The organism is Aeromonas sp. ASNIH7, from assembly GCF_002903485.1.
In the GTDB taxonomy this organism is placed as follows: domain Bacteria; phylum Pseudomonadota; class Gammaproteobacteria; order Enterobacterales; family Aeromonadaceae; genus Aeromonas; species Aeromonas caviae.
Genome location: NZ_CP026226.1, coordinates 4490289 through 4502921, shown reverse-complemented (window position 1 = coordinate 4502921; position 12633 = coordinate 4490289). Strand labels below are relative to the sequence as shown.

8 protein-coding genes are annotated in these 12633 nt (G+C 61.2%); 2 read left to right on the top strand and 6 right to left on the bottom strand.

Annotation, left to right across the window (positions count from 1 at the left end; translation table 11 throughout):
* Positions 1–62: 62 nt before the first annotated feature.
* The 3 genes from hrpA to C2U47_RS21060 all read right to left on the bottom strand — a co-directional run bounded on the left by hrpA (position 63) and on the right by C2U47_RS21060 (position 5728).
* Positions 63–3962 carry an ATP-dependent RNA helicase HrpA gene (gene hrpA / locus C2U47_RS21070; protein ID WP_029314524.1) on the bottom strand — a complete coding sequence of 1300 codons (3900 nt, stop codon included), beginning with the start codon at positions 3960–3962 and terminating at the stop codon, positions 63–65.
* Between the two features lie 189 nt (positions 3963–4151).
* Positions 4152–4574: a CBS domain-containing protein gene (locus C2U47_RS21065; RefSeq protein WP_010674714.1), complete on the bottom strand. Its 423-nt coding sequence runs from the start codon at positions 4572–4574 to the stop codon at positions 4152–4154.
* Positions 4575–4657: 83 nt separating this feature from the next.
* Positions 4658–5728, bottom strand: a complete 1071-nt coding sequence (locus C2U47_RS21060) for a helix-turn-helix transcriptional regulator (protein WP_029314522.1) — start codon at positions 5726–5728, stop codon at positions 4658–4660.
* Positions 5729–6134: 406 nt separating this feature from the next.
* Between C2U47_RS21060 and C2U47_RS21055 the strand changes: the two genes are divergently transcribed.
* A complete protein-coding gene (locus C2U47_RS21055) occupies positions 6135–7457 on the top strand; it encodes a YjiH family protein (protein WP_103261883.1) in 1323 nt (440 codons plus the stop codon).
* Between the two features lie 57 nt (positions 7458–7514).
* Here the strand turns inward: C2U47_RS21055 and C2U47_RS21050 are convergent, their stop codons facing one another.
* Positions 7515–8396, bottom strand: a complete 882-nt coding sequence (locus C2U47_RS21050; RefSeq protein ID WP_039039144.1) for a pirin family protein — start codon at positions 8394–8396, stop codon at positions 7515–7517.
* A 118-nt stretch (positions 8397–8514) separates the two neighbouring features.
* On the opposite strand from C2U47_RS21050, the gene C2U47_RS21045 reads away from it, so the two are divergent.
* Positions 8515–9441, top strand: coding sequence for a LysR family transcriptional regulator (locus C2U47_RS21045; protein ID WP_010674710.1), 927 nt, complete (start codon positions 8515–8517; stop codon positions 9439–9441).
* A 110-nt stretch (positions 9442–9551) separates the two neighbouring features.
* Here C2U47_RS21045 and C2U47_RS21040 read toward each other — a convergent pair whose 3' ends face one another.
* Together C2U47_RS21040 and dnaX are read right to left on the bottom strand one after the other, a co-directional pair.
* The gene (locus C2U47_RS21040; RefSeq protein WP_005301028.1) at positions 9552–9881 is read right to left on the bottom strand and encodes a YbaB/EbfC family nucleoid-associated protein; all 330 of its coding nucleotides are present in this window, start codon (positions 9879–9881) and stop codon (positions 9552–9554) included.
* Positions 9882–10005: 124 nt separating this feature from the next.
* Complete coding sequence (gene dnaX, locus C2U47_RS21035; RefSeq protein ID WP_103261882.1) at positions 10006–12483, bottom strand: DNA polymerase III subunit gamma/tau; 2478 nt, start codon at positions 12481–12483, stop codon at positions 10006–10008.
* Positions 12484–12633 lie beyond the last annotated feature (150 nt).

Below are 12633 nucleotides of genomic sequence, written 5' to 3'. Positions count from 1 at the left end.
TCCCTTCCCTTTGGCGTCTTGTTGCTTTCACACTATGGCTCAGAAAACAGATAGATAGCAGCTTAGCACTGGGCAATGGCGCTCTGCACCCGTTTATCCGAGATAGGGTATGGCGTCCCCAGTTGCTGGGCGAAGAAGGAGACTCGCAGCTCCTCGATCATCCAGCGGATATTGGCCACCTCGGCCGGGATCAGCTGGGATTTGGGGATCTTGGCGAGCAGTGCCTTGTACTCCGACTCCACGCTGTGCACCTTGAGCATGTAGACCCGATCCCGGTTAGGATCGATGGCGAGCTTCTCGAGACGACGCTCGATGGCCCGCAGATAGCGCAGCAAGTCAGGCAGCCGCTGCCAGCCGGTCTCGGTGACAAAGCCCTTGTGGATGAGGTTGCCGAGCTGCTGCTGGATGTCGGACATGGCAAAGGCGGTGTCGAGCTGCATCTTGCCCTTGAGCCGCTTCTTGATCTCATGGGAGAGGGTCAGTACGGCTTCCACCTGCTTGGCCACCTCCACCACCGCATCGTTGAGCTCGGCGCGAACATACTCCTTGAGCGCCTCGAAACCCGCCTCGTCCCAGGCCAGTCCGCCATGCTGCTCAATCAGCTTGTCACAGCCGCAGGCAATGCAGTCGTCAATAAGCTCGGCCACCTTGCCAAACGGGTTGAAATAGAGCCCGAGCTTGGCCTTGTTGGGCAGCTTCTCCTGCAGATACTTGATGGGCGACGGCACGTTGAGCAGTACCAGCCGGCGCTGGCCCGCCCACATCAGCTGCTGCTGTACCACCGGACTCTCCACCAGCTGGATGGCGACCGAATCCTTCTGATCCACCAGGGCTGGATAGGCCTTCACCTCGAACCCGCCCCGCTTCTGACTGTACTCCTGGGGCAGCTCGCCAAAGCTCCACAGGGTGAGGCCAGACTGCTCGATGTCATCGTCCGCCACTTGCGACAGGGTCTCCTGCACCTTGCCGCGCAGGGACTCTTTCAATGCCTCCAGATCCTTGCCTTCCGCCACCTTCTTGTGCTTGTCATCCACCACCCGGAATGTGAGTTTCAGGTGATCGGGTACCGCATTCCAGTCCCAGGATTCACGGGGCACGGTCACGCCGGTCATCCGGCGCAGCTGGCGCTCCATCTCGTCCAAGAGCGGCCCCTGTTCGGGGTTGATGCTGGCGAGCAGCGCATCGGCATAGTTGGGGGCCGGTACGAAGTTCTTGCGCATCGGTTTTGGCATCGACTTGATGAGGGCCACCAACAGCTCGTGACGCAGCCCCGGGATCAACCACTCGAACCCCTTCACCTCCACCTGATTCAGGAGCGGCAGCGGAATATGCAGGGTCACGCCATCGGCGGCCTCCCCCGGCTCGAACTGATAGGTCAGCTTGAGCTTGAGGCGCCCCTGCTGCCAGAAGTTGGGGTAGTCGAGATCGCTGATGCGGGCCGCATCTCCCTTCATCAACATCTCTTTTTCGAAGTTGAGCAGCTCGGCGTCCTGCTTTTGCGCCTCTTTCCACCACTTGTCGAAGTGACGGGCGGAAATCACATCTTCCGGCAAACGGGCATCGTAGAAGCGGAACAGATCCTCGTCATCCACCAGGATGTCGCGCCGGCGGGACTTGTGCTCCAGCGCCTCCACCTCGGCCAGGAGCTTGCGGTTATCGCTGAAGAAACGGTGGCGGGTCTCGAAATCTCCCTCCACCAGCGCGCGGCGGATAAACAGCTCGCGGCACAGCGCCGGATCAATGCGGCTGAAGTTGATGGTGCGCTCATTGACCAGGGTCAGGCCATAGAGGGTCACCTTCTCCTTGGCCATCACGGCGCCGTTTTTCTTCGACCAGTGGGGGTCGCTGTGGTGCAGCTTGATGAGGTGACCCGCCAGCGGCTCCACCCACTCGGGTTCAATCTTGGCGTTGATACGGGCGTAGAGGCGCGAGGTTTCCACCAATTCTGCGGCCATCACCCACTTGGGCGGCTTCTTGAACAGACCCGAGGCTGGGAAGAGGTGGAAGCGGCCGTTGCGGGCGCCGAGAAACTCCGGTTTTTCCAGATCCTTGTTGCCGATATGGCTCAAGAGGCCGGTCAGCAGCGCGCAGTGCACCGTCTTGAAATCTGCAGATTCATGGTTGGCTTTAAAACCCAGCTCCTTGACCGTCTGACGCAGCTGGAAATGGATGTCCTGCCACTCGCGTACCCGCAGGTAGGAGAGAAACTCCTTCTGGCACATGCGGCGAAACGGGTTGCTGCCAAGGGCATCCTGCTGCTCTTTCAGGTAATTCCACAGATTGACGAAGGCGAGGAAGTCGGAATCCTTGTCCTCAAAGCGTCTGTGCTGCTCGTCGGCGGCCTGCTTCTTCTCCATGGGCCGCTCACGGGGATCCTGAATGCTGAGGGCGGCGGTGATCACCATCACCTCGCTCAGGCAGCCGGTCTGCGCCGCGCTGATCACCATCTTCGCCAAACGAGGATCAAGGGGGATACGCGAGAGCTGGCGACCGGTCTCGGTCAGCTGCAACTTGGCTTCGCGATCGCCGGTGGCGGGCAGCTCGCGCACCGCCTCCAGCTCTTTCAAGAGAGTCAGGCCATCCTTGATATGGCGCGACTCGGGTGGCTCGACGAAGGGGAACGCCTCCATATTGCCAAGGCCGAGCGCCAGCATCTGCAGGATGACCGAGGCCAGGTTGGTGCGCAGGATCTCGGGGTCGGTAAAGGCAGGACGGCTATTGAAATCCTCCTCTGAGTAGAGGCGGATACAGATACCATCCGCCACCCGACCGCAACGCCCTTTACGCTGGTTGGCGCTGGCCTGGGAGACCGGCTCGATGGGCAGGCGCTGCACCTTGGTGCGCCAGGAGTAGCGACTGATGCGGGCGGTGCCCGGATCGATGACGTAACGAATGCCCGGCACCGTCAGCGAGGTCTCCGCCACGTTGGTGGCCAGCACGATACGCCGACCGGCGTGGGGCTGAAACACCTTGTTCTGCTCGGCGTTGGAGAGGCGGGCGTAGAGCGGCAGCACCTCGGTATCGCGCAGGTTGAGCTTGCGCAAGGCATCGGCAGTATCGCGGATCTCCCGCTCGCCGTTCATGAAGATGAGGATGTCACCCAGCCCTTCGCGTGCCAGCTCTTCCACCGCATCGAAGATCCCCTGCAGTTCGTCGCGCTCCTCCAGCCCGTCGCTTTTATCACTGACGAGCGGGCGGTAGCGCACCTCCACCGGATAGGTGCGACCGGAGACCTCGATCACCGGCGCCTTGTTGAAATGACGGGAGAAACGTTGCGGGTCGATAGTGGCCGAGGTGATGATCACCTTGAGATCGGGGCGCTTTGGCAGCAGCTGTTTGAGATAACCCAGAATGAAGTCGATGTTGAGGCTGCGCTCGTGGGCCTCATCGATGATGATGGTGTCGTACTGGGTCAGCATCCGGTCGTTCTGGATCTCGGCCAGCAGGATACCGTCGGTCATCAGCTTGATGTGGGTCTGCTCGCTCACCTGATCGGTAAAGCGCACCTTGTAACCCACGTAGTGGCCGAGTTCGGACTCCATCTCCTCGGCGATACGGGCCGCCACGGTGCGGGCCGCCAGACGGCGCGGCTGGGTGTGGCCGATAAAGCCCTTCACACCGCGCCCAAGCGCCAGACAGATCTTGGGGATCTGGGTGGTTTTGCCCGAGCCGGTTTCGCCGGCGATGATCACCACTTGATGCTCTTCAATGGCTTTGGCGATCTCCCCCTGCTTCTGGCTGACTGGCAGATTGTCCGGATAGGTGACCTTGGGCACGCCCGCCAGACGGGACTGGTAGCGCGCCTGTGCCACATCCAGGTCAGCGGCGATGGTCTCGAGCACGGCAGCCTGCTTGGCTTCCGGCAGCTTCTTGACCCCGTGCAGTCGACTGGAAAGACGGCGGGCGTCGAGATTCATGCAGGCGGTAAGACGGCGGCGCAGCGCCTCGATAGAGAGAGACAAGGTACGAATTCCTTAAAAGAGTGCCCATCAAGGGCCATATCGATAGCTGGGGGAGATCCTAAAGAGCGAGGCTGGGCGGTGCAAGCCTTAAAGCGCCGCGCCAGCACATCAAGCCGGAGGCGTCATGACCGTCACGGATGAAAAGAGCAGGCCAGAGCCTGCTCTTTGAAAACAACCAGACAACACCGTTCAGACTCTGGCCTGATGCACGAAACAGGTGCCAAGCTGGGCGTGGATGGCCTGCATCACATTGTGGCGGTTGATGACCCCGAGCAGGCGCCCCTCCTCCACCACAGGATAGATCTTGGGCTTTTGACCCATCATCATCTCCGCCAGATCCAGGATGCTGGTGTCGGGGCCGACTGCCAGCACCTCCTTGCGCATCACATCCCTGACCTGGGCCACCTGTTCACAGTGGTAGGCCTCTTTCAACATGACGGCGATGCAATCCTGCTCGGAGACCCAGCCAATCAGATGTCCCTGGCTGTCCACTACGGGGCCGCCCAACTGATGACTGTTGAGAAATTTTTCCACCGCCGCCTGTACCATCATCTCTGCGCTGAAGGTGATGGGCTTGGTCTGCATGTAGTCCTTTGCTTTGAGTGATTCCATGACGCTTTCCCCCAACGAGCCTCCCGAGGGGAGGCAAGAGCCGGGCACTATGTCCGGCTCACTCCAAGCATAGTCCGCATGGATCAGGAGATGGATTGCAGCAAGAGCAAGAGCTCGTTCTGGCTGTGGCAGTCGGTCTTCTTGAACACCCCTTTCAGGGTGGAGCGCACAGTTTCCACCTTGACACCGCGCAGCTCCGCGATGTCGTTGCTGCTGTAACCCTTGCTCATCAGCACCAGCAGCTCCTTCTCGCCGATAGTGAGCGGATAGAGGCTGGCCAGCGCTTCGATGTCGGGGTTGAAGGCGTGCTCGGGGTCACGCAGCACCACTTCCACATAGCGTTCAAAGCGGCTGAGTCCGCTCATCAGGGTGCATTGGACCAGCAGCGGACGCAGGTTAGGCTGACGGGGAATGGACATATAGGCGCTGGCGCCGGGCAGCAAATAGGCAAAGCCATTGAGGATCTCCTTGAGCTGGCGTTGCTGCTCCTTATTCTGCAAAGAGAAAATGCCATTGATGGCCCGCAATTCCACATTTTCATCGGCGATACGGTTGAAGGCCACATTGGAATAATGAATATGCCCCTTGTCGTCTATGATGGCGCTGGGCTTATTATGGTTTTTCACCAGCTGTTGCAACTGATAGTTCTGGGTTTCCAGGGCCAGCAAGTTCCAATAATGGTGGCTCCAGGCCGCCAGTCCGGAATAGATTTCCGAGAGCGAGGTGAGGTCGCGACTGCTGAAATCATCTTGCGTTGCACCACGGTAACTGCACAGGCTGCTCAGCCCCCTCCCTTTCACCTGGCAGACGCCGCCGGCGGCGAATTGGGCGCCGAAACTTGCCAGCAGGCCCACCGAGCTTGAAATGCTGTTGGCGCTGACAATCCCCTTGCACCCTTTATCCAGGTAATGGTTGAACCACACATCCTGGCGATGATGTTGCAGGTAAAACTGCTGCTGGGCCTCGGTCAGACCGCTGGAAAAAAGCTTTATTCCGTCGCTCTTGTCATCATCCCGCAATAAAAACAGGGATGAACTACAGGAAACGTCGGCGCGAAATTGGTCCACGACGAGCTTAATGTCAGAATCATTAATACCGCACTCGTATAACTGGCTGATATAGGGCGATATCCTTTGTTTCTCTAATGCCTTCACACCCGAACTCCTAATTCTTATTTTTATTGAAGAGGCATCTTACTCTGCAATGGGATAGTCGAAAAGTAGTCAAATGAACAAAGGGTTTATGATTTATTCATAAATAGTCATGAATATAGGCTCATGAATGAATATGGCCAAAAAGGGTAAATAGCCGCTCATGTTTTTCCTGGCGCTGGTCGCTTACCTCCCTGTTTTACCTCTTGATGTCTCACCACCCACTCGCCATCCCGGCCCCTCTTCCCCCCAAGATCACGCTTTTCAACATTGGGGTCATCTGCATCCACACCGATTCACATGTTGCATTTTGGTGACTTTGGTGTTTCCATTTTGAGCGCCGGACGATATTGTATATACAAATCATCCACTCAATGGAATTGAACCATGCGGATCACAAGGAGAGAAAATGGAACCTGAACACACGCTCACTGCACCGGCAGGATCAGGGGCCGGCATCAAGCTGCTGTTGGCCAGCCTGCTTGGCATCGCCATCTTTTTTGTTCCCTTCGAGCTTGGCGGGCGCAGCACCATAGTGGTGGATCACCTGGCCGGCTTTCTGATTGCCCAGCGCCCCCTTGCCCTGACCCTCATTCTCTTGCTCATCGCCTATGGCGCCATCACCCCCTTGCTGGATGGCCGCTGGCGCGCCCGTCCCATCGACAGGGTATTGAGCCTGTTCAAGCTGCTCGGGCTGGCCCTGGCCATTTTGTATGTCACAGACTGGGGCCCTGCCTGGTTGATGACCCCGGATCGCCTCCCCTTCCTGTTCGATAAACTGGCCATGTCTGTGGGTCTCATCGTGCCTATCGGCGCCATGGCCCTGACCTTCCTGCTCGGTTTCGGCCTGCTGGAATTCATCGGGGTGCTGATGCAACCCGTGATGCACCCCCTGTGGCGCACGCCGGGTCACTCCGCCATCGATGCGGTCGCCTCTTTCGTCGGCAGCTACTCGGTGGGCCTGCTCATCACCAACCGGGTCTTCCTCGCGGGCAAGTACACGGTGCGAGAAGCCGTCATCATCGCCACCGGCTTCTCCACCGTCTCGGCCGCCTTCATGATCATCGTGGCCAAGACCCTCAACCTGATGGGACACTGGAACTTCTACTTCTGGTCCACCCTGGTGATCACTTTCGTCATCACCGCCATCCTGGCGCGTGTTCCTCCCATCAGTCGCCTGGCTCACCATGGGGAGACCGACGAGCCGCTACCGGCTGGCATGAGCCGCTGGCAGGCGGCCCTCACCTGCGGCCTGACCCAGTCCCACCAGGCAGATCCCCTGTTGCGGCAATTGAAGGACAACCTCAGGGACGGTCTTCACATGGCCGCTGCCGTGGTGCCCACCATACTGTCCGTCGGTCTGCTGGGCCTGCTGCTGGCAAAGCACACTCCCCTGTTCGATCTGCTGGGCTGGCTGCTCTGGCCACTGACCTGGCTGCTGGATCTCGGCGAGCCGCTCGCCACCGCCAAGGCCCTCTCGGCCGGTCTGGCCGAGATGTTCCTGCCCGCCATCCTGCTCAAGGATGCCGACCTGCTGGTGCGCTATGTCGCGGCCGTGGTTTCGGTCAGCTCGGTGCTCTTCTTCTCTGCCTCCATCCCCTGCATCCTGGCCACCCGGATCCCGGTGAGCGTGGGACAGCTGGTGGTGATCTGGCTGCTGCGCACCCTGCTTGGCATCCTGCTGGCCGCCTTGTGCGGCAGGCTGGCGCTGGCCCTCGGCTGGCTCGGTTGACCAGGGCTCACAAAAAAACAAAGCGCCATCAGGCGCTTTGTTTTTATCGGGATTGTCTCAGGGGGCGATGACGGCGAACCGGCCGCTGTTGAAATCATCTATCGCCTGATGGATCTCTGCCTCGCTGTTCATGACAAAGGGGCCATAACCCACGATGGGTTCATCGATGGGCTCGCCACTCAGCAGCAACAAGCTGGCCTCGCCCTCAGCCTCCAGCATGAACTCCTCCCCGTTGGGATCGAGCAGCACCAGTTGTGCTTCGCCCGCGCGCTCCTGACCGTTGATCAAGAGAGAGCCCTTGAGCACCACCAAGGCGCTGTTCCATCCCGCTACCGCCGGCAGCACCACGCTGGCCCCGCCCTTGAGCCGCAGATCCCAGATGTTCATGGGCGAGAAGGTGCGGGCAGGCCCCTCTACCTCGCCTTGTTGCAACCCGGCATCGTTCCCGGCGATGATGCGCACCCGCACATCGCCCTCCTTGAGGCTCAGTTGCGGGATGGTGTCGCTGGTGATGCCCTGATAACCGGGCGTCGACATCTTGTGTTTGGCGGGCAGGTTGACCCACAGCTGCACCATGTCGAGGGTGCCACCACGACGGGTAAACCCCTGGGAGTGGAATTCGTCGTGCATGATGCCGGCGGCGGCCGTCATCCACTGCACGTCTCCCGGACCGATGATCCCCCCCTGACCGGTCGAGTCGCGATGGGCGACCTCCCCTTCATAGACGATAGTGACCGTCTCAAAACCACGGTGCGGGTGCTCCCCCACTCCCCTGGCATGATCGGCGGGCTCGAAATGTGCTGGGCCAGCCCTGTCCAGCAGCAGGAAGGGGCTCAAGGCGCGGCCATGGGTCTGATACGAGAACAGCGAGCGAACCGGGAATCCGTCGCCGACCCAGTGTTGTCGAGGGGCGCTGTAAATACCGATGACTCTTTTCATGATGCTCTCCTGGGTGATCGTCACGGAATGTGTCGTTGCTCGCATTGTGAGTCTGGAACGCTGCGTCCGGTAGACGTAAAATTTGCCATCAGCGTCCTATTTTGTGAACGATAACCCCATGCAACAGGATCTCAACGACCTCTATTTCTATGTCCAGGTGGTGGATCACGGGGGCTTTGCCCAGGCCGGCAGGGCCCTCGGCATGCCCAAATCGCGGCTCAGCCGCCGCATCGCCATGCTGGAGGAGCGACTCGGAGTGCGCCTTATCCAGCGTTCCACCCGCAGCTTCACCGTCACCGAACTCGGGCAGGCTTATTACACCCGTTGCCGGGCCATGCTGGTGGAAGCCGATGCGGCGCAGGATCTCATCGCCGCGACCCAGAGCGAGCCTTGCGGTCTGGTGCGCATCGCCTGCCCCATCGATCTGCTGCACGCCCACGTAGGGAGGATGCTGGTCTCCTTCGCCCTGGCCCATCCCAGCGTCAAGGTGCAGCTCGTCGGGGTCAACCGGGCGGTGGATTTGGTCGCGGAGGGGTTGGACATGGCGCTCAGGGTGCGACCACTGCCCCTGGAGGACAGCGATCTCGCCATGCGGGTGCTGGGTTATGCGACCCAGTGTCTGGTGGCAAGTCCGGCCCTTGTCGCGTCACTCGGCATGCCCCGGGCCCCCGCAGATCTGCTGTCATGGCCGAGCCTCGGTCACGGCGCCAGCCTGGAAGGCCATCACTGGACCCTGCTGGGCCCCGATGGTGCCCGAGTCAAACAGCACCACAGCCCCCGCTTTGCCACCACCGACATGCAGACATTGCGTCAGGGGGCGATCGACGGGCTCGGGGTCGTGCAACTGCCCACCATGATGATGAATGAGCCCCTGGCCGATGGCCGGCTGGTGCGTCTGCTCCCCGACTGGGCACCGCGCCAAGAGGTGATCCACGCGGTCTTCCCCTCACGCCGCGGTCTGCTGCCTGCCATCCGCGCCCTCATCGATCATCTGGTCGAGGGCTTCTCCCCCCTGGGGCAGGCAAGTACGCCGCCCCCGCCATGATCTGTTCATGGCCGTTCCCGGGTGTGCCGACATGCAAAAGGCCAGAGCTTGGCTCTGGCCTTTTCATTTTCCCCTTCACAGAGGAGGGGAAACGGATACGGGCAGGATCCTCAGAAGGGCATTTTGAAGCCAGGGGGCAGTTGCATGCCGCCGGTCAGCTCGCCCATCTTGGCCTTGTTCTGCTCTTCCACGCGGCGCACGGCGTCATTGACGGCGGCGGCGACCAGATCTTCCAGCATCTCCTTGTCATCTTCCATCAGGCTGGGATCGATCTCGATACGACGCACGCTGTGGCTGCCGGCCATGGTCACCTTGACCATGCCTGCGCCCGCCTCGCCGACCACTTCCATCTGGGCCAGCTGCTCTTGCATCTTCTGCATGCGCTCTTGCATCTGTTGGGCCTGTTTCATCAGGTTACCCATTCCACCTTTACCAAACATAGATCGTCTCTCGTCTTGAAATCCGGCATCCAGCGCCGGGCTGTGGGTTCATCTGCCCTAAGTGGGGGCAGCCAAAAGTCTTTTCAACCGGGGACAAACCCCGGCACGGTTTTTTCACCGCAATTCAGCGACTCAGTGGTTCAATGCTCTCGGGATGGAGCACGGCGCCGAAACGCTGCTGCAAGAATTGTACGTTGGGATCCGCCGCCAGATCCCGGCTCACCTGTTCACGCACCCCGAGATAGAGACGATGCTCTATCTCGAGCGGCGTCTCCCGCGCGGGATCCGAGCCCAGGGTCACATCGATGTGAACCGGGCCGCCCAGCTCGGGACCGATGAGCTCGGCCAGATCGGCGCGGGCCTTGTCGCTCACCAGATGGCGCTGCTCGGGTTTGAGCAGCAGGGAGACCCGATTGCCTTCCCGGGTCATCACCGCGTTGATGGCCAGTTGACGCAGCCGACCACCCACCCCGGTGCGGGCGATGAGCTCGGCCCAGGCGTCCCCGCAATTGACCAGCAAGGACGAGGGGATCAGACGGGCGACCTCCCCCTCCTCCTCGGGCTGAGCGTCACCCTCCAGCGCATCCCAGTCGATGGTCTCCATCAACGCAATGACGGGCTGAGGCTCGCTCGCGGCCACTGGAGGCGCGGCAGGCACCATAGCGACAACAGCAGGTGCCGCCGCATCCGCGCTGCCGACGTCAGCGCCCAGATCCCAGGGCGGCAGATCCTCCTGCGAAGGAGGAGCCATGGTGGCGGGAGCTGGCTGGGCGGAAGTCACTGCCCGCGTGGGCAACGGGGCACTGGCAAACCCCTCGTCAAACCCCTGACTCAGATACTCTTCGTAGTCACTGGCCCCCTCTTCATAGGCATCCAGAGGGGGCAGGTCGTCATACCCCGTTTGCATGACAGATCCCTGCCCCGGCATCTCGGGCCGCGCCGCTGGTTGCACCTCGGCCTGGGGCGAAGTCGCGACGGCAGGCATCGGGGCCGGTTTGGTCGCGGCCACCGGTTTGACGGGAGTGACCCGGGCAGGCGCGGCGTTTGCACTCTGCTCGCCACGCAGGCGGCTTCGCAGCAGATTGCGCTTGCCAAGCAGGCTCTGCATGCTGGAGGTCGAAGAGATGGCGACGTCTTCCCCTTGGACCTCAACCTGCTGCGTCAGCCCGGTGTCATCCGCCGCCAACGGCGCAGAGGCAGGCTCTGCAGGCGGACTGGCAGGCACCACGGCCTCGTAACCCATCCGTTCGGCCTCGCGCAGCAGCTCATCCTGCTCGGCAAAGAGCGGATCCAGCACTGCGCCCTCTTCCGCCTTGGGTGCGGGGGCGACGTGCTCGGTCTCAAGGACCGATGCTGGCGCGGCGGGAGCCTGTGGTGCTGCGCTGGCAGCCGGGGCCGGCTCAGCCCCCTGGGGCTTTCCCGGCAGGAGCGGCGCGTTTTCCCTCGCAGCCGCCATCACGCCGGTGTGCCCTGTCATGAGAGGCTGGGCCGCCAGGTTGGCGGGATGGACCACCTCGCGCCGGGGAGAGAAGGCCAGCATCCGCAGACAGGTCATTTCCAGTGCGGTGCGTCCGTCAGGGGCCCAGGGCAGATCCTTGCGCCCCCCCAGCACGATTTGATAGCAGAGCTGCACCTCTTCCGGGCTCATGGCTCCGGCTAGCTGCAGCAAGGCATCGGCATCCGCCCCCTGCTCCTGCACGCTCGCAGGCAGCAGTTGCGCCATGGCCACCCGGTGGAGCAAGGCTTCCAGCTCGGCATGGAGCTGATCAAAGTCGGGGCCCAGGGTCGCTATCTCGGTGATCTTGGCCATGGTGGCGGGTGCATCCTGGCGCAGCACTGCCTCCAGCAACTGGTGCAGGTGGTGATGATCGAGGGTCCCCAACATAGTGAGCACGCTCTCCAGGCGCACGCTGCCGTTGCCGTGGGCCAGCGCCTGATCGGTGAGGCTCAGGGCATCGCGCATGCTGCCGTCAGCCGCCTTGGCCAGGGCCAGCAGGGCGCGAGGCTCAAAGGGTTGTCCCTCCTGATCCAGCACCCATTCGAGCTGCCTGGCAATCTGGGTCTGATCCAGACTCTTCAGATGAAACTGCAGGCAGCGCGAGAGGATGGTGATGGGGAGCTTCTGCGGATCCGTGGTGGCCAGCAGGAATTTCACATAAGGGGGCGGCTCTTCCAGGGTTTTGAGCAGCGCATTGAAGCTGTGGCGCGACAGCATGTGCACTTCATCGATGAGGTACACCTTGAAACGACCACGGGCCGGACGGTACTGCACGTTGTCGAGTAGTTCGCGGGTGTCTTCCACCTTGGTGCGAGACGCCGCATCGATTTCCAGCAGATCGACGAAATTGCCCTGATCGATCTCGCGGCAGGTATCGCACACACCGCACGGATGGCTGCTGATCCCCTGCTCGCAGTTGAGGCTCTTGGCCAGAATGCGGGCGATGGTGGTCTTACCCACCCCGCGGGTCCCGCTCAGCAGGTAGGCATGGTGAAGCCGTCCCTGATCCAGGGCATTGGTCAGGGCAGTCAGCACATGTTGCTGGCCGACCACTTGTTCAAACGTATGGGGGCGCCATTTGCGCGCCAAAACCTGATAGCTCATAGATCTCGATGCTGGGAAACGAGGCATTGAGGCTGGATGCTAACACAAATGGAGGGCTGGCTGTATGGGGGATGCGCCGCCTTGGGAGGGATCGCTTGAATTTCAAACCGGTGCCCGTTCAGGCACCGGTTTGCGGCAGAAAGCAGGGTG

Excerpts from the sequence above, each read along its gene's own strand:
- C2U47_RS21065 (WP_010674714.1), bottom strand. The coding sequence starts at position 4,574 with ATGGAATCACTCAAAGCAAAGGACTACATGCAGACCAAGCCCATCACC.
- C2U47_RS21055 (WP_103261883.1), top strand. The coding sequence starts at position 6,135 with ATGGAACCTGAACACACGCTCACTGCACCGGCAGGATCAGGGGCCGGC.
- C2U47_RS21050 (WP_039039144.1), bottom strand. The coding sequence starts at position 8,396 with ATGAAAAGAGTCATCGGTATTTACAGCGCCCCTCGACAACACTGGGTC.
- C2U47_RS21045 (WP_010674710.1), top strand. The coding sequence starts at position 8,515 with ATGCAACAGGATCTCAACGACCTCTATTTCTATGTCCAGGTGGTGGAT.
- C2U47_RS21040 (WP_005301028.1), bottom strand. The coding sequence starts at position 9,881 with ATGTTTGGTAAAGGTGGAATGGGTAACCTGATGAAACAGGCCCAACAG.
- dnaX (WP_103261882.1), bottom strand. The coding sequence starts at position 12,483 with ATGAGCTATCAGGTTTTGGCGCGCAAATGGCGCCCCCATACGTTTGAA.